We start from the raw sequence: 22,321 nt of genomic DNA on the forward strand, positions 1-22,321 counted from the left end.
TTCTCGTCGTGTCGCTCAGGCCGCGTTCTGCCCGCCGCCACCGGAATCGTCGGCCGATCCGCCGGATGCCGAATCGTCATCGCCCGCTGCGCCGTCATTGCCCTTCGGACGCACGCTCAGCTGCTCTCTGGCCTGCGCCGCAGACTCCGCTTCGGCCTCTGCCTTGGCTTCTGCCTTGGCCTCCTTGGCAGCCTCGCGCTCGGCAGCACGCCGCTGTGCCGTGGTCAACCCGATGACGACATCATCGTCGACGGTCTCGGCGATCTGCTCCGCGGGCTGCTCGGGCGCCGACGCGGCCGGTTGCTCCTCGACGACCTGCGCGTCGGCGCCGCGACTGCGCTGGAGTGCGGCACCCTGCTGCCCGCCTTCGGCCCCGACGACGGTGTCATTGGCGGACTCGCCGCCGGTGGACTCGTCGCCGGTGGACTCGTCGCCGGCGAGGCTGCTGCCGGCGTCGGATCCCGGCGAATCGAGCAGCCCGCCGAGCACCTTGTCGACGTTGCCGGTGAGCAGATCGCCGATGCCCGACAGCGCATTCGGCGCGGTGTTGTTGTCGGTCGTCATCGCGGTCTGGAACCCACCGGCGAACTGGCGCAGCACATTGGGCAGCACCTGGTTCCAGTCGACGTCGGGCATGGTGCCGAACCGCACCGGGGTCGCCGCGGTATCCAGCGTGCGCTCGTAGGCACCGGTCTCCTCGTTGAAGAACGCATCGGAATAGCCGAGATTGACCAGACTCGTCAATGCCGGGGACAGTGCGTTCGCCAGCCCGTTGACGATATTGGCCACCGGCGCCAGCCCGATCAGCCGCAGCACATCGCCGGCCAGGTAAAGCGGCTCCAGCATCGGCAGGGTGTTGGCGCGCACCGTCAGATAGATATTCGTGTTCGGCGAGTTCTGCTCCGCCAGCTCGCCGACCAGCCCCTCCAGGGCATCGGTCAACTGGCCGACGGCCGCACCCGCGTCGATCCCCCGCAGCATGTACGTCGGCAACGCACCCGCTGCCAGGTTGTTCAGCAATGTCAGCGGATTCGCCCATGCCGCGAAGTCGGACATCAACTGGTACTGCACGGTGGCGTCGACCTTGACCGGGACCAGGTTCGCGCCGCCCAGGGACAGCCCGGTGTCACCGATCGGCGTGCCGCCGCTGCTGCCGATCGCGACATCCGGTGTGATCCCGTCGATTCCGAGCAGCTGGAATAAGTCGGCGAATCGGGCCATGATGCCGCCGTTGGCACGGCCTGCATTGTTGAGCAGGATCGCCGGCAGGATGGTGAGGCTACCGAGCAGTGGGTTGGTGCCGACGTAGTCGATCCCACCGGGCTGTGCGGACAGCTGCGCCAGCACGTCTCGGTAGGCTGCGCCCGCGGAGAAGGCTCCCATCCCGGTGCCGATGATGATCGGGATTCGGACCGATGCGATGTCCTGGTCCGGAATGGCGCCGATGGCACCGTCGACGGCCTGGTTGAGGGCGTCACCGATGCTGCCCGTGCCACTTTCGACCAGACCGCCCACCAGATCGGACACGTTGCCCTGCAATTGGCCGCTCAGGTTGTCGGCGAGATTGCCGATCAGCGGCTGCAACGCGCCGAAGAGCAGATTGCCGACCGGGATGTTGACCCCCGACACCCGGAAGTTCAGGCCGCTCAGCGCGCTCCGGATGCTGTCGGTCAGGTCGGCCTCCACCGTCTCGGTCGCATTGCTGACGATCTGCGCGACGATACCGTTCAGCGCCGGCGTCAGGACCGTCCCCAGGTCGGCGGCCAGCGATCCGTCGGCTAATGCATCGGCCAGCGCCGCAGCGAGATTGGTCTTCAGCGTCGAGGTGCCCAGATCGAGATAGCCCGTGCTGTTGACCGAATCGGCGATCGCGGACTGGGTGCCGGGAACCCAGCCCAGGTCGACGCCGGCGAGCAGTCGCGCCATGGTGAACAGCGGACCGGCGGTGGTCATGGTCAACGCGCCGCTGTCGGCGAGGCTGCTCAGGTTCAGGCCCACCAGGTCCAGCAGATTGCCGAGCTGAAAGTTGCCCTGGGCATCGGCCAGGTCGGCGGCGTTGAACAACGTGGTCAACAGGTCCGGCAGCAGCGGGGTCAGCTCGGCGGTCAGTTCGTCGGCCGTCGGCAGGATGGTGGTCAGGTTGTTCATGATGCTGCCGGCGACGGATCCCGCCACACCGTTGGCGATGTTGGTGACCCCGTCCGAGCCCACGACGTCGACCAGACGGATGGTGACGGCGGGCAGGAAGCTCACCGGTCGCACCGACACACTGACCGCGCGCAGTTGGGCGTCGACCGCCGCGGCGATCGCGGTCTGCAATTGCGCCTGCAAGGCCGCGGCATTCTCGCCGGTCGTCGCCGAGCTGAGGAAGTCGGTCAACGCCGAGCTGATGGCCGCGGTGACGGCGGCGTTCAGACCCGAACCGGGATCGTTGAGCCCGAGGGTTGTCAGCAGGGTGTTCACGTTGACGGTGCCACCGTTGGCGTTGATCAGGTCGGTGAGCAGGCTGTCCGGCACCTGTGCCAACAGCGTGTCGAGCGTGACGCGGGGCTGCGCGCCGAAGGTGTTCACCAGCGCCGGGAGCAGGGTGTTCACCACGTGCTGCAGTTGCTGGTACGGCGTGCTTGCCGCAGCGAGACTGACATTGCGCTGCTCGATCAGCTGTTGTTCCTGCGCCAGTAGCGCGGGCGGGGTCGGTACCACCGCCGCGGTCGCCGTCGCCGTCGCAACCGTCGCCGTCGTGACCATCACGGTCGTGGCCGTGGCCATCGTCAGCAACGACTTCTTGATCTTGTGGCTACTTTTTGTCCGTCCTGATGTCGCCACTGACAGCACCCCCGCGATTTGATGAAATGACCATTCCGCGGTGACTGTACACATGTCCGATGATGTGTTTCCGGCAAATGAACTGGCCTCTTGGGCCATTTTTGTCTTCTCGCACGTGCCGGACCTTCACGGTGCGGAAATTAGCTGAGAGGCTTCTCAAGTTACTGTCCAGGCAAATTTGACTGTTACCGCCATTTAGGCAAGCTATCGTCGGCGCCCGGAAATTCGGACTGCAGTCCTCGATCAGAGGTCGAGGCGGTCGATCGTCCAGTCGATATCGTCGAAATGCGGCATCTCTCGACCGTCATCGACACCGATCTCCTGCTTGATCAACGCCTCGAGTTTGGCGCTCGACGCCAGCACCATCTCGGCGTTCTCGCCCTTGGCCGCGGCCAGGTTCGTCATCTCACGAGGGTCTTCCCGGAGATCGAACAGTTCGACGTCGTTGAACTCGTACAACTCGTCGAGGTTCTGCGGCCGGTTGCGCTCGGTGGGCGCGAAGTAGCGGGTGAACTTGTAACGCCCGTCGAACATCGTCCGCAGGCTGCCCCGCTTACCCAGGTCCGGCCGGTAGCCTGCCGCGGCCATCGCCTGCTTGGGGTTCTTTCCGGCGGCCTTGGCATCGGCGACGATCCGGATGGCCTCGCTGTCGTTGGTGGCCAGCCCGCTGTAGGTGAACAGCACGGCCTCGCGCACCGTGTGTTCGTCGGCGGCCTGCGGATTACCCAGTGCCGCACTGAAATCCCGCCCCGGCAGGTCCCGGCCTGCCACCTCGCCCTCGTTGCCCGCCGTCACTCCGGCGAAGGACAGCAGACTCGGCGCCAGGTCGATATGACCGGTCAGCGATGAAACGCTCTGTCCCCCGGCCACATCCGGGTGCACGATATGCAAAGGCAGATGGATGGCCTCCTGGTAGGCGAACGGCCCTTTGCCACGCAGGCCGTGGGCGCCGCCCATCTCACCGTGGTCACTGGTGAACACGACGATGGTGTTGTCGGTCAGCTTCAGGTTGTCCAGCTCACCGAGGAGCAGCTGCAACTGCTGATCCACACTCCGGATGCTGTTGAGGTAGAAGTCGGAGAACCGGCGCCAGCGCTCCTCCTCCGGCGGGATGGTGCCCAGCGCGTAGCCCCACGCCTTGAGGTACTCACCATGTGCGGCGGGGCGCCCCGGTTCGTTCATCGGTTGGGTCAGGCTGGTGGGCAGCGCGGTATCCCAGCTCTTGGCATAGAGCTCGTTCTCCGGCGCCCGGGCGGCCTCCATCAGCAACCGGCCATTGTCCTGGACATTTTGCCCGGGGGCATCGGTGTTGAAGTACATGATGTCGTGCGGGTTGACCAGGCTGACGAACAACGCCCACGGCTTGTTCTCGTCGGCCAGCGTGCGGCCCTGATCGCGCAGCCACGACACCGCGCTACCGCCGATCATGTTGTCGTAGTGGTACCCGCCCAGGGTGTGGGTCAGCACGTCGCCCGGCCAGACGTAGTCGGAGAACCCGTAGGCCTCCATCTCCTTGGTGAACAGACGGTCGGGCTGCTCGGTCTCGAAGGCACTGTTGAGATGCCACTTGCCCTTGTAGGCGGTGTAATAGCCGGCCTTGCGCAGCATGTCGCCCACGGTCGGGATGTCGGTGCTCATCGAGTCGACGTAGGGCATGTCGACGTTTTCGAACATCCTGTTGTCCGGTGTCTGCAGCCCGGTCAGGATGACCGCACGGGAGCTCGTGCACATGACGGCCGGGCAATAGTGCTGTGTGAACGTGACACCGTCCGCGCGCAGGCGTTCCCGGCCCGGAAGTGACATCCCGGACGGCCACTCGTCGAAGTAGCGCTCCTGATCGGTGAACACGAAGACGATGTTGTGTTTGGCCGCGGACGGCAGGCCGGTCTTCGGGGTAGCCGGCGTGACAGCCGGTTTCGCGGCGCACCCGGCGGCGGCCGCGGCGACGGACACACCCGCCATGGCGAGAAATGTCCTGCGATTGGGCCCCTGATATGCGGTGGTCACGGCTGCCCGCCCTTCGTTTAATGTAGTGATCTATACATTAACTGTGGCAGGAGGATTTGCCTACGTGAGATCGTTGACGACGTGACCGACCACGGGGCGACCGATCACGGGGCGACGTATCACGGGGCGACCGACCACGAGCAGGCACCGGCATCCCGGCAGCGGGCGCGTCGCACCCGCGCCAACGGCGACCGTTCCCGGGAGCGCATCCTGGGCGCCGCCACCGCGGTCGCCACCGAACGCGGTTATGACGGGACCACGATCTCGGCGGTCAGCAGGGCCAGCGGACTACCGCCGACATCGATCTATTGGCATTTCACCGACAAGGACGACCTGATCGCCGCGGTGATCGACCGTAGCTACCAGCGGTGGGCCGGTGCGCTGCGCCTGCCCACCGATGGCGATGCCGACAGTTGGGCAGGCCACATCGGGCTCCAGGTCGCCAAGGCGCTCCAAGAGGAGCCGGACTTCCTGCGCCTCGGACTCAAGCTCGCGCTCGACCGCCGTCCGGCCGAGCGGCACGCCAAGACGAAGTTCCTGCAGAGTCGCGCCGACGCATTCGACCAGTTCGCCAACATCATCCGCGCGGTCGCACCGGGGCTGGCCGACGACAGGGTCGAGGCACTGACCACCTATCTGATCGCCGGCGCCGACGGCCTGTTCATCGCCAACGAGATCGACGGAAACGCTCAGCGCTTCGTCGAGTTGTTCGAACTGCATGCGCGGCTGGTGTTCCAGCACGCGATCGGATTGCTCGACTGAGCGACGCCGCACTGCCCCGTCTCGGACACAAGAAGCCCCCGCACCGTGTGGTGCGGGGGCTCCCGTTCGGTACCGGGACTACTACCGGGACTACTTCGGTGGCATCCGGATGCCGCCGTCGACGCGGACGACCTCGGCATTCATGTAGGAGTTGGTGATCAACTCGATGACCATGGAGGCCAGTTCCTCGGGCTTACCGAGACGATGCGGGAAGAGCACCGACTGACCCAGCTTGGCCTTGAACGCCTCCGACGCTTCGCCCTCACCGTAGATCGGAGTGTCGATCAGGCCGGGTGCGACCGTGTTGACACGGATGCCCGCGGCGGACAGATCCCGGGCGACCGGCAGGGTCAGGCCGACGACGCCGCCCTTGGACGACGAGTAGGCCGCCTGGCCGATCTGGCCATCGAAGGCCGCCACGCTGGTCAGGTTCACGATGGCGCCGCGCTCACCGGTCTCGGTGAACTCATTGCGGCTCATCGCGGTCGCGGCCAACCGGATGCAGTCGAAGGTGCCGACCAGGTTGATCTCCAGCACCTTCTTGTAGGCGTCCAGGTTGTGCGCCGAGTCGAACTCGCCGTCCTTTCCGATGGTCCGCTGTGCCCAGCCGATACCGGCCGAGTTGACCAAGGCACGCAGCGGGCCCAGGTCGATGGCGGTGTTGACCGCGTCCAGGATCTGATCGGTCTTGGTCACGTCGACGGTGACGAACACACCACCGATCTCCTTGGCGAGGGCCTCACCGCGTTCGGCGTTGAGGTCCGCGACGACGACCCGGGCACCCCGGTCCGCCAGCTGACGTGCGGAGGCGGCGCCGATACCCGACGCGCCACCGGTGACGATTGCGCTAGCTCCATTGATATCCACGTCGACAGACTAAGGCCTCCCGACCGGTGGGTTGAGGCCGACCGAGAATCTCAGAACTCAGAAGGTCCGCACCACCCGGATCATGGCCCAGATGAACAACGCGACGAAGGCGAGCATCGCCACACAGGCCATCTCGTAGAACGGGCTGTGCAATTCACCGAGGAGATAGACGAAGAACGGCAGGCACAGCCACCCGAGCAGGAAGATCACCACCGGTCCGCGCTTGCTCGGGCGTGGCGGGATCTCCTCGACATCGTCGAAGATGTCGTCGAAGTCCGGCGCGCCGGGGTAGTCCTCGTCGGCCGGGCTCATGGGCCGATGGTAACCAGGACCACCGCCGGGTCGCCCGCTGTCGTTCAGCGCAGCCGCGTCAGGACCGTGGACAGCCACTGTTGCACCGCGCGGGCTTGCGACTCGGTCATCCCGTCGAAGACCGTCGCACGCACCAGGGCGGCATGTGCCGGTGCGGCGGCCTGCAGCGCCGCCCTACCGTCGGCCGTCAGATCGACCACGGCGGCGCGTCGGTCATCGTCGGCGCCGCGTCGCCCGACCAGTCCACGCGCCCGCATCCTGGCGAGTTGATGGGACACCCGACTCTGCTCCCAGCCAAGCCGGGCGCCCAGATCGGCGACCCGGCACCCCGGCGCCTCGTCGAGGGCCACCAGCACGTCATAGTCGGCCAACGACAGGCCACAGTCCCGTTGCAGTTGCCGGTTCATCGCGGTCTGGAGCAGGCCGGTCATCTCCAGGTAGTTGCGCCACATCGTCTGCTCCCGCGCGTTCAACCACATGGAATACATGACACATCATTTAAGTTGTGCTGTCCATAGCCGCCACCTAGGCTGGCATGTGAAATCGAGGAGCATCGATGACCCGCACCGCATCCGTGGACATCCGGCCCGCCGCCGACCGCGCCGCGACGAAGATCTCGTGGCTGGACTCCAAGCACTCGTTCTCGTTCGGTGACCACTACGACCCGGCCAACACCCATTTCGGATTGTTGTTGGTGAACAACGACGACCGTGTCGCCCCTGCGAAGGGATTCGACACCCACCCGCACCGGGACATGGAGATCGTCACCTGGGTCATGCAGGGTTCGTTGGTCCACCAGGACTCGACCGGTAACTCCGGTGTCATCTATCCAGGCCTGGCACAACGGATGTCGGCCGGGCGTGGCATCCTGCACTCGGAGAAGAACGACTCGTGGCGGCTGACCGGTAGCGAAACCCACAGCGAGCCGGTGCACTTCGTGCAGATGTGGGTGGTCCCCGACGAGTCCGGCCGTGACCCGGGTTACCAGCAGCTGGAGATCGACGACGAACTCCTGCGCGGTGGGCTGGTCACCATCGCCTCCGGGATGCCCGAGCACCGCGACCAGTCCGCCATCACGATCGGCAACAAATACGCCGCACTGCACGGCGCCCGATTGCAGGCCGGTGAAACGGTACAGCTGCCGCAGGCGCCCTACCTACACCTGTTCGTGCCGCGCGGTGCCATCACCCTCGAGGGCGCCGGCGAACTGGGGCAGGGCGATGCCGCCCGGCTCACCGCAACCGGCGGTCAGCGGGTCACCGCGTCCGAACCGTCTGAGATACTGCTCTGGGAGATGCATGCCGGTCTGGCAGGTTAGCCAACGGATCACCTGCGCCCTGATGGGGGCCGCGCTGGTCGCCGGGTGCTCGACCGATACCGGACCCACCACCGCGCAGTCGGGCACCGCCGATGCCACCGCCTCGGGCGCACCGCCGACGGCACCGCGCTCCGCGGAACTGACCGAGGTGGCGGTCGAGGTGCCCGACGGGATGCGTACCGCACCGTTCGACGAGCCCCGCCGGGCGATGGTCCCGGCGGGGTGGACACTGTCGGTCTGGGCTCGCACGGACAAGCCCCGGTTGATGGCCTGGGCACCCGACGGCGCTCTGCTTGTCTCCATTCCCAGTACCGGACAGGTGCTTTCGATGCGGGACGGCAAGGCGACCGTGCTGCTCGACGGGCTCACCCAGCCGCACGGGATCACCTTCGCCGCGGACCGGCTGTACATCGCGGAGAGCCACCGGGTCAGCTCGTACTCCTACCGCGAGGGTGCGGCCGTCGAGTCGCGCGTGGTTGTCGAGGACCTGCCCGATGCGCGCAGCCCGGACCTTCGCGGCGCCTACTCTCATGCCCTCAAGAGCGTCGCGGTGGGACCCGACGGTGCGGTGTACTTCTCCATCGGGTCCACCGGCAACATCTCCGAGCAGGACCGCACCGCGACACCCCCACGAGCGACGATCATGCGCGTGGGACCCGAGGGCGGTGTGGCCCAGCCCTTTTCGACGGGTGTCCGCAACGGGACCGGGCTGGCCATCGCACCCGACGGCGCCGTGTGGACCGCGGTGAACAATCGCGACAACATCGCCGATCCATCGACCGGGCGGGTCGATCCCGCCTACGTCGACGACAACCCGCCGGAGTCCGTTGCCAAACTGACGACCGGACGCGAACTGGGTTGGCCCTACTGCAATCCCGATGGGGGTCCGGCGAACCTGCCGCTGATCCGCGATGTGCAGACCAACCCCGACGGCGTCCGGCTGGACTGCGCCGCGCTACCGCCCATCGAGCAGAGCCTCGCCGCGCATTCGGCCCCGCTGGGCCTGAGCTTCACCACCGGGCAACTGCCGGCACCGTACGACAGCGGAGCGCTGATCGGCGTGCACGGTTCGTGGAACCGGCAGAATCCACAGCCCCCCGAGGTGTCCTACTTCGCCTGGCGCGACGGGGAACTCGGCGACCAGCAGACCTTGGTCGGCGGGTTCCAGGAAGCCGACGGGTCGCGCTGGGGCAGACCGGTCGCCGCAGTCACCGGCCCCGATGGCTCGGTGTACATCACCGATGACTACGCCGACGCGGTCTACCGCCTGACCCCGCCTACCTGACCGGTGTGCCGCGCCGCCCGGTGGCGCCGACGTAGATGGCGATCAACACGATTGCCACCGCGATGCCGACCAGGAACGGGATGATGGCAAAGCCGCCATTGGAGTTGGCGTAGCCGATTTGGTAGGTCGCCCAGCTACCGATGAGCGAACCTGCCGCGCCGAGCAGGATGGTCATCAGGATTCCGATGTTCTGCTTTCCCGGCATGATGAGGCGCGCCAGCGCTCCGACGATCAGTCCGACGATGAGGGCGCCGAGGATTGTTCCGATCATTGCTGCTCCTAGCTCGCGTGGCACAGCCTGTTGACTGATGCGCAGAGGAGTACCCAAAGCCACTGACGCTCAAGCGGATAACCCGATGCGCAACCGTGATGCGGTTGTGACGAAAGTTGACAGCGTTGCTGCTGTGATTGAAAGTGATCGTCTGCACCCCGCTTCAGAAGGAATGACCGTGCCCACCGTTGTCCCCCGCCTCCGGCGTTTCCTCGCTGGTACCGCCGCACTCGCGGTCGGTGCGGCGGTGGCAACGTGCACCGGGGCGCCGACCGCGTCGGCGGCGGATGGCCGCAGTTTGCTGGCCGCCGCGATCGCCAACACCAAGGGCTCCTATCTGGTGTACAACTTCGGCGGCGGGTATCCCGCGCCGTTGCTCGACGCCGGCGGTCGTTGGTATGAAGCGGGCAATGGCGGACGCGTGATGGTCATCAAGGGCGCCTCACAGCGGTTGGCGCCTCGGCTCTTGGTGGACACCCACAACGGCTATCAGGCGCGCTGCGAACGCACTCCGGGCGCCCGGACCGGTGAGGGTCTGGTCCAGGCCTCCGAGATCTACACCCCGATCGCCGCGTGGCAGGCGCTCGGGCAGCCCACGATTGCGGTGAACGCCAACTTCTTCGATATCCGCGGGCAGCAGGGCGGGTCATGGAAGACGACCGGATGCAGTTCACCGCTGGGCGCCTACGTCGACAACACCCGCGGACTCGGCAAGCTCAACCTGCCCCTGACCGGCACCCTGGCCTACGCAGGCAAACAGGGCCTGTCCGGGGGCAACGAGATCTGGACGCCCCTTGCCACCATGATCCTGCCGACCTCGGGCACCCCGTTCATGGTGATGCCACGTTCGGCCGACGATTTCGATGCGGCCACCCCGGTCATCACTGATCTGATCAGCAAGGGCACCCGCTTCGTCGCCGTCGCGGGCCTCGGGCTGCTGGCACCCGGCGACACCGGTCAGATGAACGATCCCGGGCCGTCGGCGGCCCGCACGGCGCTGGGTTACGTCCGCGACCGCGACGAGTTCTACGTTTTCCAGGGCGGCAGCTACACCCCCGATCAGATCCAGGATCTGTTCCGCGGCCTGGGATCTGATACCGCCATCCTGCTCGACGGCGGCGGCTCGTCGGCGATCGTGCTGCGCCGCGACACCGGTGGCATGTGGGCCGGCGCCGGCGTGCCAAAGGGATCGTGTGACACCCAACAGGTGCTCTGCGACTCCAAGGAACGCGCCCTGCCGAGCTGGTTGGCCTTCAACTGAGGGCGCACCCGCGCGGCCCAGCCCTCCCGGGACGGGTGCACTGACAGCTAGGCCGCCGCGGCGCTGTCCGACGAACCCGTACCCGCGCGGTCGGAATCACGGTCGGCGGTGCCGCCCTTCGCATCCGCATCGGGCGCAGTGGCCGTGCGATCGGTGGCGGTGCGATCAGTGGCCGTGCGATCGGTGGTCACGCCGGACGAGGCGCCCCGGCGGCCACCGAACGGGCTGACCGATCCCTCGTCGGAATCCGCCTCGGCGGCCGACTTCCGCTCGTCCTGCGCACCGATCTCCCGATCGTCGGTGTCATCTTCGGTGTCTTGGGTGGCCTGGGCGGCGACATCCTTGCTCGCCTCGTCGTCGGTCACCTCGTCCTCGGTCAGCTCGTCCTCGGTCACCTCCTCGTCGGTGACGTCCTCGATCACCTCGTCGTCGGCGGCTTCCTCTTCGGTCACCTCTTCGGTCACCTCGCCGGTGCCATCGGTGACCTCGTCGTCGGTCAACACGCCGGTGTCGACCGATTCACCCTCTGTCGCGGCATGTTTGGGCTCGGCTCCCGAATCCTCGGGAATCGGCGCGCCGGGATCGGCGGCATGTTTGCCGGCGGACTCCGCCGCGCCGGTATCCACCGACAACGTCACCATCGACGGATCGGTGTCGGGAAGGGCGCCGGGCCCGGCGGCTGTCTCACGCTGCGCATCGGCGGACTGGCCGGCCGGTTGCGCGGAGGCGAGCAGGGCATCGATGCCGGCCTGCAGTCCGCCGAGATTGAGCCCACCGGTGAGGGTTTGGATCAGCTTGCCCAGGTTCTCCAGGACGTTGGGCGGTGCTGCGGTGGGGTTGGCGCTGAAGAACTCCTTCTGGAAACCGTTGACCAACGACGTGAACACATCGTTCATGGCCTGTCCCCAGTCCACCGTGGGGAAGGACATGAACGGCGTCGCACTGCCCGCCTCGTCCAGGGTCCTGGTCCAGGTGCCGTCGGCATTGCGCACGACATCGGTGTATCCGAGGTTGACCAGGCTGGTCAGGGCCGGTGACAGCGCATTGGCCAGGCGGTAGGCCACCGTGCCCAGGGTGCCGAAACTGACGGTGTTGAGCACATCGCCGATCAGGTACAGCGGTTCCAGCAGCGGCAACGTCCTGGTCGCCAGGGTCAGATAGATGTTGATGTCCAGCGGGCTGCCCAGATCGAGCGCTCCGGCGACGGTATCGCCGACCTCACTGAGGATCTGGTCCAGCGCGCTGTCGAGATCCACCCCGCGCAGGATGTAGGACGCACCGATGGTGCCCGCCAGCAGATTGTTGAACAGCGACACCGGATTCGGCCAGGCCGCGAAGTCGGAGAAGGGCTGGTACTGCACGGTGGCATCGATCTTGATCGGCACCAGGTTGGCCGCGCCGAGTTCGATCCCGGTTCCCAGGACCGGGATTCCCACGCCCTCGTTGGTCGCTGCCACATCGGGTGTGCGGACGTCGATGCCCAGCAGATCGAACAACGGGTAGAACCTGGCGAGCATGCCGCCGTTTGCGCGACCGACATTGTTGGCCAGGATCATCGGCAACAGCGTGAGGCTGCCCAGCGGCCCGCCACCGCCACCCACCCGGGGTTGGTTGGCCAGGTCAGCCAGTACCTGCTGGTAGGCCGAACCCGCGGCCATCGCCCCGAAGCCGTAGCCGATGACGATCGGGATCCGCACGTCCATCAGACTCAGGTCCGGTAGGTCGATGCCGATGAGGATGCCCGTCACTCCCTCGAGCAACGGCCCCAGCAGCGGTATCTGTCCGACGGCGGCACCGGCCAGGCCCAGGACGGAGTCCAGCAGGGTCTCCACGCCGACCTGTAGGTAGGAGGTCGAATTGATGGCATCGGCAACGGCATTCGCCGTCCCGGGGGTCCACCCGATATCGAGCCCGACCAGCGCCTTGAGCAGGGTGAACGGCTCACCCGGGGTGATGATGTTGACCCCGGGGATGTTCAGAGCGGCCAGATTCAACGGCGCCGACAGGTCCAGTCCGACCAGACCCAGCAGCGCCGAGAGCGTGATGTTGCCCTGCGCATCGGTGATGTTCAGCAGGTCCAGGATGCCGATCAACAGCGGCGTGGCCGCGCCGAGGATCGGTGCCAGCACCGGTTCGAGCCCGATCGGCACCGCACCGAGGATGTCGTCGAGGAACGCGAGCGGGATCTTGCTCAGTACATCCTCGATGTTCAGCCCGAACCCGCCGCCGATGTTGATACCGGCGATGGCCCGTTCGTAGGCCTCGATGAACGCCTGCAGCGAGTCATAACCGATCCGGCCCGCGCCGCCGGTGAGATCCGCCAGGCTGCCCGGCGGGCCGAACGGACTCACTCCGGCGGTCAGATCGACCGGTTGCTCCACCACCCGCAGGTAGTGCTCCTCGGGGCGGGGCAGCGGGGCCGGCGCGGCCGCCCCCACCGTCATCGCCGTTGCCGTCGCCGTTGCCGCCGTGACCATTGCCACCCGCTTGGCGCGCTGTGCGGTCCTGCGGTGCTTGCCAGCCATTTATCCCATGCCTCCCCGACGAGTTCTGGGCAGGAACTTAGCATCGCCTCACGTGCGGTCTGAAGCTTTTGCTCAGGAAACCATCAGGGTTGGCGCATCACGCTGCGCAGCAGGCGGTCTCGGACGGTTGCCGGCAACCGTGTCAGCAAAGCCAGTTGGAGCTTCGGGCCGGCCCCTACGGCATAGCGTGCGCGAGGCCGCTTTTCGGTGAGCGCCTTGATCACGACGTCGGCCACGCGCTTCGGATTCACCGCCATCCGCTGGGACACCGGTACCGACTTACGCATACCGGAGATGTGCCGGGCATAGAGCGCCCGATACTCCGGCGACAACGCCGCTTCCGCATCGTCGACCATCGCCGGCGCGCCGCGCCACATATCGGTGTCGGTCTGGGCCGGTTCGATCAGCACCACCGGAATACTCCACGGCCGCAACTCCATTCGCAGCGCATCAGCGGCCGCCTCGAGCGCGAACTTGGAGGCGGCGTAGGCGCCGACCATCGGTGTGGACAGCCGGCCGTTCACGCTGGAGATGAACAGCACCCTGCCCTGGCTGCGGCGTAGCCTCGGCAGCACGGCCTGCGTCACCGCGAGCTGACCGATGACGTTGACCTCCAGCTGTTTACGCCACTGGTCGGCGGTCACGGTCTCCACCGGTCCGGCGACGACGATGCCGGCATTGTTGACGACCGCGTCCAGCCGCGCGGGCAGGGCGGCGTCCAGGGCGGCGATGTGCTCGGCGTCGGTGATATCGAGGATCACCGATGAAATGCGCTGTGGATGGGTGGCCGTCAGCATCGCGCCGTCGACGGTATTGCGCACGCCGGCAATGACGTCCCATCCCGCGACGGCCAACTGCTCGGCAATCACCCGGCCGATTCCTCGGCCGGCTCCGGTGACCAGAACTGTGGGCATGGGCTCAGACTAGCCGGGCTGGCCCACATCCGGTCCGAGCGCGAAGACCAGACCGGCCGTCGCGACCATGACCGCTGCCAGACCGATGACGGGTGCGACGACGTAGAGCGTCAAGGTGGCGCCCAACGCCGCGCCGGCACACATCGTCAGGACCACCGTGTAGCGCAATTTCTCGCGTTGGCCGGTGCCGCCGGCGAGCCTGCTGTCGAAGCCGATGCCCACGATCGTCTGGGTGAGCACCGTGGTGGACAGTTCGGCGATGCCGAACTGTCGGGCCGCGGCGTTCTGGATCCCGAAGGTGACGGCCAGCCCGGCGATGAGGATCAACTTGGTGTCGTCGTGGTAGCGCAGCACACCGGTACCGGCCAGGGCGGCGAGCGTCGTCAACGCCAGCACCTCGACGGTCAACGCCGTCGACATCCATCTGCGCACCGTGCCGAGGTGACGGACCATCCGACCGCCCACCATCGTGCCCGCTACGAAGCTCAGGAAGGCGACCAATGCCGCCGCCACGTCGACACCGGAATGCGGGACGAACCAGAATCCCAGGAAGATGACGTTGCCGGTCATGTTGGCGACGAACACATGTCCCAGTACCAACACACTGACCGCATCGACCAGCCCGGTCGAGAACGTCAGCAACAACAGCACGATGACCGTGCGGCGCTGCGATACCGGCGATTCCATGTGCGGACGCTACAGCCCGGACGTCACAGCCGGGGGGTGAGGTCCAGCGACGTGATGGCGTCCATCTGCGTGATGAGCCAGCGGGTGCCGTGCTTCTCCATGATCAGTCGGTAGGACAGATAGCGCAGGGACGGGATGTTCTTGGTCACCGGGCTGGTGGCCACCGAATTGGTGTAGACGATCGCCGAGGCGTTGTTCGCGTCCATCGATTCGACCGCGGCACCGAGCACCTGCGTGTTGTTCGACACCTGTGCCTGCTTGTTCGGCGCGGCGATCGCGTCGATGTACTTGCGGTATTCGACCTGGAAATCCCCGCCCAGATACTTCGCGGCGCGGTCCGGTAACGCCTCCATATCGTCGGGGGTATAGGTCCACAGGGTGCTGATGGCATCGGCGGCGGTGCCCGCGATATCCAGTTTGATTTGCACCTGCGCGCGGTCGACCAGATAGGGCGCGGCGGTGGCACCGGCGAATGCGGCGGCCGCGACGACGGCGATGGCGCCGACGGCCGCCAGGATCTTGACGCGTCGACCCGGTGGCCGGTGCGCCACCTTCACCGGTTCGGCCTGCGCGTCGGTCTCGGCCTCGTTCTCGGTGTCGGCCTCGTTCTCGGTGTCGGCCTCGTTCTCGGCGTCGTTCTCGGTGTCGGCCTCGTTCTCGGTGTCGGACGGCTCATCGGCCGTCTTGTCCGGCCCGATTTCCGGCCCGATGTCCGACTCGGTGTCCGGCCCGGCCTTCGGCTTGCGCTCCGACTTGGTCTTCGGCTGCGTGTCCGGTTCGGTCCCGCTCTCGGACCCGGTGGTCAGATCACCTGAATCAGTCGGCTGATCTTCCACTGCTGTCCTTCCTTGATCGCCGTTGCCAACCAACGACTTCCGGTCTCGATGGTCTGTTTGCCGTCGGGCGTGGTGCTGGTCATCTTGGTGGCCACCAGAACATCGGCGCTTCCGTCATCGTTCCACCGTTGGACACCCGCCTCCAACACCGTGCCGGTGGTCGGCTCCAGGCGGGCCACCTGCAGCACGATCTGGTTCTGTTTTTCGGTGAAGGTGGTCTCGAACTCACCGGTGCCTTCGGCCTTGATCCGGTCGGCATAATCGTTGGCGTTGAACGGATCGAGCGTCGTGTACGAGGTCATGAACGCGCGGACGTAGCCGAGGGCGTCGGCATCGCGGATGGCGGTCTGGCGGTCCGATTCGTGACCGACCACCAGGTAGGAGGCGAAGCCCAGCGCGGCGGCCATCAGCACCGAGACCAGCCCGGCCACGAAAGGCAGACCCCAGCGCAGCGGCCTGCGCTCCGGTGCCACGAAGTACTCGGTCCGGTCCGGATCGACCATGCGGCGCGGGCTCATCCGCCGCTCGCCTGCATCTGGGGCCGGGTCAGCACCGACAGGTTCTGCACCTGCCACTGCTCACCGGACTTGACGAAATCGACCCGCACGGTCGCGGTGATGAACCGCATCGCACCGGGATTGCTGCCGCGCTGGCCCTGCATGGCCAGCAACATCGATGCGGTGGTCGTCGTCGGCGGAGGCGACTCCAGGACCGCGCTGTTGACCGACCAGTACTCGTTGGACACCAGCGGGGCCTTGCGCAATGCGTCCTGCTGAGCGATCAACTGCGGGCGGTAGCTGTCGGCGGCCAACGAGCGGGCGCGCTCGAAATCCTGATCCGCGGTATCGGGGTTGTAGCTCAGCATCTTCTCCACGATGCCTGCGCCCTGAGCGGCGATCTGACCGCGGGCATCCTCCAGCGCCCGGTCACCGCGGTACACCACGAAGTAGCCTGCGGTGGCCGCCCCGACGCAGACCAACGCCACGCCGATCAGGCCGATCGCCACCGGTCTGCGCACATCGCGGTCCGGCTCGCCCACGCGGCGCACCTCGGTGCGCAGCAACAGGTCGGCGAAGGTGCGGCGACGACGGTCGACCAACGGCCACAGCCACCCCGCCAACAGCAGGGCGGTGTCGAGCAGATGGGCGAGATCGCGGATCATCAGCCTGCCGGTGTCGGGCGGGCTCTGATCGCCGGACGTACGGAACACCCGGATCCCGGTGACGGCGCGGCCCGCGGTCCAGCCGGTGCGCACCGGCAGCACCCAGCGGTTGCCCATCAGGATCAGTCCGGTCAGCACCGCCAGCCCGGTGTAAACCCACCACAGCGCGCCGAGGAACGGTGCGGTCCAGGCCAGCATCGCCAGGATCACGATCAGCACCACACCGAACAGGACGTCGATACCGAACGCGGCCGCCCGAGCCCCCCAGGATGCCGGGGGCTCCTGTGGTGCCGGGTCCAACTCGACCGCGTCGTCGAGGACTGCCGTCACGTGGTGACCTGCACGAGATTGGCGATCTTGTACGTGCCGTCGGCGCGCTGCATGGTGACCCGCAGCCGATACCCCTGCTCCTGGCCGGCGGTTTCGCTGTTGGTCACCTTGGTCCGCACGGCGACCAGCACATCGACCGATCCGTCATCGTGGTGGCGTTCCACCGCCGCCCGCAGATCGGCGACCTCGACCTGCACATTGGCGGCCTGATAGGCCTCCATCATCATCGAGCTGTAGAAGACGGCCTGCGCGCCGAAGTCGCCGGTCGAGCAGTCGACGATCCTGCCCTGCGCCGCGCCCATCGATGCCAGATCCGGTGCCTGGGTGGCGATGACGCAATCCTTGGCCGCCTGCAGGGCGACCGCGTCGTCACGGGCGATCTGGTCACTGCGCGCATTCCACTGGAGCAACAGATAACCGACACCGGTCAGGGCGGCGGCGGCGACGATCAGGACCACCGCGATGGCGGCAACCCAGCCGCTGCCGAGTCGTCCGGCAACGGTGCCCGAACCGGCATCGGCACCGGCGCTGCCGGCCGTGTCGATATCGCTGTCGGTGACCGTGTCCTCATCGGTGTCGGCCGCGGACTCGGCGGCCTTGGTTTCTTCGTCGGTGGGGTTCAGCCGGCTGGTGCCAGCATCTCCTTCCATCCGTTATCTCCTGGATTGCTCGAGTTGTTGACGGAGTACTTGACGCCGTCGGGTCCGACCACTTCACCGCTGGACGGGTTGTACACCGCGGCAGGACCTGCTGCCGGAGTGTAGATGCACGGATTGGGTTGCTGTCCACTGCAGGTGACGGTGCCCTGGCCAGGCGGGGTGAGCGGGTCACTGGTCGGCAGCGTGGTCTGCGGCGGAGGCAACTGGCTGGCCGGAAGCGGGTTCATCCCGTTGTTGATCGACGGCGCCGGGATGACCTGGCCGGGATTCACCGGACGGGTGCAACGTGCGCCGGCAGCGGGGCAGTCCACGATCTGGTTCGGATCGCCGTACCAGGGGTTGGTGCCCAGCGGCACATAGGGCTCCTCGCCACGGCACTCCCGCGGGGTCGCCGCGCGCTTGCCGGGGACGTCGACGCACGGGTAGTTACGCGCGCCGCGCACCGCGTTGGGTGCGTCCTTCGGGATCTTGCAGTACAGCCCCGACGGCAGCGGCTCGGTCTTGGTGTCCGCCGGTGACCGCCACTGCGATGCGGGCAGGAAGCCGGTCAGGCACGGCGGCGGTGAATTGATTCCCAGACCGAAGTGCAGCAGACCTTCCGGGGCGAAGATCGTCGCCGTCTGGGCGATCGCGGCACCCTGCGGGAGCACCACCAGCACCTGCTCGACGTTCTTGTTGTACCGCTTGAGCATGTCGAGGACGATCTCGAGATTGGCCAGCGTCTGCGGCAGCGACTCACGCACGTCACCGAAGACCGCGTTGAGCTGATCGGCCGTCGGGGCCGCCTGCTGCAGCCCGCTGCGCAGCGCGGCATCCTTCTCCGCGGTCTGCGCGCTGATGGTGTTCAGGTTGGCCGCCCACCGCGAGATGGCGTCACCCGAATTCACCTGGGACTCGATGATCGGTGCCGAGTTGTCGACGACATCGGTCAGCGCGGGCAGGTTCTCCCGGAAATCACCGGCGAGGTTCTGCGTCGCGTCGACAAGGCGCTGCAGGGACGGGCCGAGCCCGCCGACGGCCTTGGCGGTCTCGTCGAGCAGGACACCGATCTTCTCCTCCGGCAGGGCGGCCAGGCCGCGCTGCGCGGAATCCAGGGCGGGTCCCACCTCGGCGGGCACGGTGCCCTTGGTGATGGTGTCCCCGTCCTTGAAGTGCTGCGGCACATTATCGGGGGAGACGAGGTCGAGGAACTGCTCACCGACAGCGGATACCGAGTGCACATCGGCGCTGGCGTCGATGGGCACCTGGGTGTCGTTGTTGATGTCCATCGTGACCCTGGCACCGGTCTCGGTCGGCTCGACCTCGATCACCTTGCCGACCGTGGTGCCCCGGAAGGTGACGTTGGCGGTCTTGTACAGGCCGGCCGAGTTCGGCAGGTCCGCGTAGAGCCGGTACATGCCGATGCCGGCATAGGTCGGCAGCCGCAGATAGCCCAGCGAGAGCACCACCAGCGCCACCAACGTCAGCACGACGAAGATGAGCAACTGCGTCTTGATCATTCGGGTCAGCAGCATGGCTCACTCCGACCTTTCGATCAGCGGACCGTTGGGCGCACTGTTCGGGTTGGGGGTGAACCGCACATCCGGCATCATCGTCGCCGGATCGCGGCCCCAGGCCTGTTCCAGTGCCCGCAGCATGCCCGAGATACCGGTACCCGACAGGAAGCCGTTGTCGATGGCACTGAGCGTCAGGTCGATGGTCAGCGAGACGTTGATGTAGTCACCGCGGATCGCCTTCGGGATGTTCTCGATGTTGAACGGCACCGTGAGCAGCAGCTTGAGCGCACCGACCAGATACGGCGAGGCCTTGGCCAGCTCGCGCAGCGGACGCTGCAGATTCTTCAGGTTGGTGTTCAGATTCGCGTTGGTGTTGCTCAGCGTCTCGTCGGCCGTCGCACTGAGTCGGCCGAGCGAGGTCACCGCATCGGCGAACAGATCCCGGGTATCGGCGAAATGCTTGATCAGCGGCGGGAATTCGGTGAGCACGCGGTCCAGGGTCTCGGTCCGCTTGCTGACGATACCCAGCAGTCGGTTGGTCGAGTCGATGGCGCGGGTCAGATCCTCACGCTGCTGGTTCATCTCGTAGGTGAAGGTGTCCAGCCGGTTCAACAGCTCCCGGATCTCGCCGGAACGCCCGGTCAGGATGGCGTTCACCTCGTTCTGGATCACCTCGATGTTCGGGATACCGCCGCCGGTCAGGATGCCCGAGATGCTGGCGAGCGTCCGCTCGATGGTGGGAAACGCCGAGGACCGCTCCAGCGGAATGGTGTCCCCGTTGCGCAGCTTCTCCGGCGACGGGTCGTCGGGCTCGTCGAGTTCGACGTGCTGGGAACCCAGCAGCGACGTCTGCCCGATGCGCGCGAGCGCATTCTTGGGCAACTCGACACCGGGCTCCAGGTCCACCGTCAGCAGCGGCGTCCAGTTCTTCAGCTCGATCTTGCGCACCCGGCCGACGAACACATCGGCCACCCGGACCCGGCTGTTGGCGTTGAGCGCCAACGTCTCCGGCATCTGGATATAGATCGTCGTGCTGCCGTTCTGGGTGCCTGGGCCGCCGGGCAGCGGGACGTTGGCGATACCCCGCCACTGTCCACACCCGGTGAGCATCAACCCGGCGACGGCCAGCGCCACCGTACGGGTGGCGATCTTCTTCAGCTTCATCGTGCACCTGCCTCTGCCGGCAGCGCCGGTCCCGCCGGGGCCGCCGGTGCAGCCGGCGCCCCCACGGGCACGGCCGGCGGCGGATCACCCGGGATGACACCCGGCGCCGGTACCGGCGGCGGTCCGGGCTGCGGATACCACGGCGGGGGTAGCGGATTGTTCTGGTTGTAGGCATTCGGCGGGCCGGGCAGGTTGCCGCCCGGGGGCACACCGAAGGCGGGCGGTGCCGGCGGCGGCACGATATCGGGGCCACCGAGCAACGCGGCCAACGAATCCGGGGTCAGCATGTTCGCCGTGAACGGCTGCACCTCGACGCCCTGCATACCGGGCGCCACGATCCAGCCTGGCTCGTGGTTACCGTGCGAGAACAGGGTGTCGCGGGAGAAGATGCCCGGCACCGTGGTGTCCTTGTACCCCGGGGGCGGACGCAGCCGCGGCTCGGAGTAGGCGATCTGCTTGGGCAGCGTCATCGCACCGGCCGCCAGGTTCGTACCGAACGGCAGGTAGTTGAACTTGATCGCGTCCATGATCGGCGCCAGGTACTGCGCGCAGAGCTCCGCGGAATCCTGGTAACCCATCCGGCTACCGGCCTGGATGGAACTGCAGATGAAGTTCAGCGGATTGGAGAAGTTGGTGACGCCGGGCAGCACCGGAAGACCGACGATGCCACCCTGGTTGGGCGCGACCACGTTGACGACGTTGGCCACCAGGTTCGGGTAGGCGTGCAGACCGGTCTCCAGACCGTCACGCGGCTCGGGCTGCAGGATCGCGGTGGTGACATCCGACAGGTTGTTGATGTCGTTGGTCAGCGGGGTCGCGTTCTCGTCGAGGAATTTCCTCGTCGTGGACAGCAACGTGTTCAGATCGTCCAGCGCGTTGGCGACCTCACGGTCGGTGTTGGTGAACGAGTTGGTGAACTGCGCCAGGTCGTTGTTCAGCGCCACGAACTGCTGATCGCTCTTGTGCAGCGCGTTGACGAACACTGCGAGGCTCTTGACGATGCCGACGAAGTCACCGCGGCCCTCGTTCAGGGCGGTCAGTGCGTCCGAGAGGCCGGTGAGCGTCTTGTTGAACTGCTCGCCCTTGCCCTCGAAACCGTCGGCGAACGATTCGACGATATCGCCGAACGGGCCCTTGGGCTGCTCGGGTGTGGGGCCCAGATCGGCCAGCAACCGGGTGATCTGGTCGCGCAGCTGGTCGTACTCGACCGGGACCTGCGTGCGGTCCTCGTCGATGACCGCGCCGTCCTGCATCGCCTCACCGCCGGTGTAGGGCGGGGAGAGCTGGATGACGCGGGAGGCCACCAGCGACGGGTTCAGGATGGAGGCACTGGCGTCCGCGGGCACCTTGTACTTGCTGTCCCAGTGCAGCACGACCTTCATCCGGTCGCCCTGGGGCTCGATGGAATCGATGGCCCCGACCTTGACGCCCATGATGAGCACCTTGTCGCCGGGGTAGAGCGCCAGCGTCTGCGGGAAGTAGGCGGTGACCGTGGTGGTGGTCAGCTTCTTGTACACATTCCACCCGACGGCGGCGGCACCGACGGCGACCACGAGCACGATCACGCCGAGGATGACGCTCGCCTTGGAAAGCTGCGGCAGCTTGACGTTGCGGATGTTGAAGATCGTCGACATGCGGC

General features: G+C 66.7%; 20 protein-coding genes. 4 read left to right on the top strand and 16 right to left on the bottom strand.

Features of this window, described 5'->3' with window-relative positions; all coding sequences use genetic code 11:
- Positions 1-15: 15 nt before the first annotated feature.
- Both FBY28_RS13335 and FBY28_RS13340 read right to left on the bottom strand, forming a co-directional pair.
- Entirely contained in the window at positions 16-2,769 is a 2,754-nt protein-coding gene (locus FBY28_RS13335) for a beta strand repeat-containing protein (RefSeq protein ID WP_141867471.1), read from the bottom strand.
- Positions 2,770-3,069: 300 nt separating this feature from the next.
- Entirely contained in the window at positions 3,070-4,833 is a 1,764-nt protein-coding gene (locus FBY28_RS13340) for a sulfatase family protein (protein WP_216847668.1), read from the bottom strand.
- Positions 4,834-4,914: 81 nt separating this feature from the next.
- On the opposite strand from FBY28_RS13340, the gene FBY28_RS13345 reads away from it, so the two are divergent.
- The gene (locus tag FBY28_RS13345; RefSeq protein ID WP_141867473.1) at positions 4,915-5,595 is read left to right on the top strand and encodes a TetR/AcrR family transcriptional regulator; all 681 of its coding nucleotides are present in this window, start codon (positions 4,915-4,917) and stop codon (positions 5,593-5,595) included.
- Positions 5,596-5,685: 90 nt separating this feature from the next.
- Here the strand turns inward: FBY28_RS13345 and FBY28_RS13350 are convergent, their stop codons facing one another.
- Genes FBY28_RS13350 through FBY28_RS13360 form a run of 3 tightly spaced genes read right to left on the bottom strand, consistent with a single transcriptional unit; the run spans position 5,686 to position 7,253 of the window.
- Positions 5,686-6,462, bottom strand: a complete 777-nt coding sequence (locus FBY28_RS13350; RefSeq protein WP_019514206.1) for an SDR family NAD(P)-dependent oxidoreductase — start codon at positions 6,460-6,462, stop codon at positions 5,686-5,688.
- Positions 6,463-6,519: 57 nt separating this feature from the next.
- Complete coding sequence (locus tag FBY28_RS13355) at positions 6,520-6,774, bottom strand: hypothetical protein (protein WP_141867475.1); 255 nt, start codon at positions 6,772-6,774, stop codon at positions 6,520-6,522.
- 44 nt (positions 6,775-6,818) lie between these two features.
- Complete coding sequence (locus FBY28_RS13360) at positions 6,819-7,253, bottom strand: MarR family winged helix-turn-helix transcriptional regulator (RefSeq protein ID WP_216847669.1); 435 nt, start codon at positions 7,251-7,253, stop codon at positions 6,819-6,821.
- A 77-nt stretch (positions 7,254-7,330) separates the two neighbouring features.
- On the opposite strand from FBY28_RS13360, the gene FBY28_RS13365 reads away from it, so the two are divergent.
- Both FBY28_RS13365 and FBY28_RS13370 read left to right on the top strand, forming a co-directional pair.
- Positions 7,331-8,092 (top strand): pirin family protein, encoded by a 762-nt coding sequence (locus tag FBY28_RS13365; RefSeq protein ID WP_141867479.1) that lies wholly within the window; start codon positions 7,331-7,333, stop codon positions 8,090-8,092.
- Positions 8,073-9,377 carry a PQQ-dependent sugar dehydrogenase gene (locus FBY28_RS13370; RefSeq protein WP_141867481.1) on the top strand — a complete coding sequence of 435 codons (1,305 nt, stop codon included), beginning with the start codon at positions 8,073-8,075 and terminating at the stop codon, positions 9,375-9,377. The genes FBY28_RS13365 and FBY28_RS13370 overlap by 20 nt, the downstream gene beginning before the upstream one ends.
- Here the strand turns inward: FBY28_RS13370 and FBY28_RS13375 are convergent.
- On the bottom strand, positions 9,370-9,648 hold the full coding sequence (locus FBY28_RS13375) for a GlsB/YeaQ/YmgE family stress response membrane protein (protein WP_141867483.1): 279 nt from the start codon (positions 9,646-9,648) through the stop codon (positions 9,370-9,372). The genes FBY28_RS13370 and FBY28_RS13375 overlap by 8 nt on opposite strands.
- A gap of 178 nt (positions 9,649-9,826) precedes the next feature.
- On the opposite strand from FBY28_RS13375, the gene FBY28_RS13380 reads away from it, so the two are divergent.
- On the top strand, positions 9,827-10,909 hold the full coding sequence (locus FBY28_RS13380) for a phosphodiester glycosidase family protein (protein ID WP_216847670.1): 1,083 nt from the start codon (positions 9,827-9,829) through the stop codon (positions 10,907-10,909).
- Between the two features lie 47 nt (positions 10,910-10,956).
- Here FBY28_RS13380 and FBY28_RS13385 read toward each other — a convergent pair whose 3' ends face one another.
- The 10 genes from FBY28_RS13385 to FBY28_RS13430 all read right to left on the bottom strand — a co-directional run bounded on the left by FBY28_RS13385 (position 10,957) and on the right by FBY28_RS13430 (position 22,316).
- Positions 10,957-13,434 carry a PE-PPE domain-containing protein gene (locus tag FBY28_RS13385; protein WP_141867487.1) on the bottom strand — a complete coding sequence of 826 codons (2,478 nt, stop codon included), beginning with the start codon at positions 13,432-13,434 and terminating at the stop codon, positions 10,957-10,959.
- Between the two features lie 83 nt (positions 13,435-13,517).
- A complete protein-coding gene (locus FBY28_RS13390; protein WP_141867489.1) occupies positions 13,518-14,348 on the bottom strand; it encodes an SDR family oxidoreductase in 831 nt (276 codons plus the stop codon).
- 9 nt (positions 14,349-14,357) lie between these two features.
- On the bottom strand, positions 14,358-15,035 hold the full coding sequence (locus FBY28_RS13395; RefSeq protein WP_141867491.1) for a YoaK family protein: 678 nt from the start codon (positions 15,033-15,035) through the stop codon (positions 14,358-14,360).
- Between the two features lie 23 nt (positions 15,036-15,058).
- Entirely contained in the window at positions 15,059-15,871 is an 813-nt protein-coding gene (locus FBY28_RS13400; RefSeq protein WP_141867493.1) for a mammalian cell entry protein, read from the bottom strand.
- Positions 15,838-16,389: an Rv1363c family protein gene (locus tag FBY28_RS13405; protein ID WP_141867495.1), complete on the bottom strand. Its 552-nt coding sequence runs from the start codon at positions 16,387-16,389 to the stop codon at positions 15,838-15,840. The genes FBY28_RS13400 and FBY28_RS13405 overlap by 34 nt, the downstream gene beginning before the upstream one ends.
- Positions 16,386-17,363 carry an RDD family protein gene (locus FBY28_RS13410; RefSeq protein WP_141867497.1) on the bottom strand — a complete coding sequence of 326 codons (978 nt, stop codon included), beginning with the start codon at positions 17,361-17,363 and terminating at the stop codon, positions 16,386-16,388. Before FBY28_RS13410 ends, FBY28_RS13405 begins: the two co-directional genes overlap by 4 nt.
- Positions 17,360-18,013, bottom strand: coding sequence for an Rv1363c family protein (locus tag FBY28_RS13415; RefSeq protein ID WP_141867499.1), 654 nt, complete (start codon positions 18,011-18,013; stop codon positions 17,360-17,362). Before FBY28_RS13415 ends, FBY28_RS13410 begins: the two co-directional genes overlap by 4 nt.
- Positions 17,983-19,536, bottom strand: a complete 1,554-nt coding sequence (locus tag FBY28_RS13420; RefSeq protein ID WP_019514192.1) for an MCE family protein — start codon at positions 19,534-19,536, stop codon at positions 17,983-17,985. The genes FBY28_RS13415 and FBY28_RS13420 overlap by 31 nt, the downstream gene beginning before the upstream one ends.
- A 3-nt stretch (positions 19,537-19,539) precedes the next feature.
- Positions 19,540-20,682 carry a virulence factor Mce family protein gene (locus FBY28_RS13425; protein WP_019514191.1) on the bottom strand — a complete coding sequence of 381 codons (1,143 nt, stop codon included), beginning with the start codon at positions 20,680-20,682 and terminating at the stop codon, positions 19,540-19,542.
- On the bottom strand, positions 20,679-22,316 hold the full coding sequence (locus FBY28_RS13430) for a virulence factor Mce family protein (RefSeq protein WP_141867501.1): 1,638 nt from the start codon (positions 22,314-22,316) through the stop codon (positions 20,679-20,681). The genes FBY28_RS13425 and FBY28_RS13430 overlap by 4 nt, the downstream gene beginning before the upstream one ends.
- Positions 22,317-22,321 lie beyond the last annotated feature (5 nt).

It is taken from the genome of Arthrobacter sp. SLBN-53 (assembly GCF_006715585.1).
GTDB classification, from domain to species: Bacteria; Actinomycetota; Actinomycetes; order Mycobacteriales; family Mycobacteriaceae; genus Mycobacterium; species Mycobacterium neoaurum_A.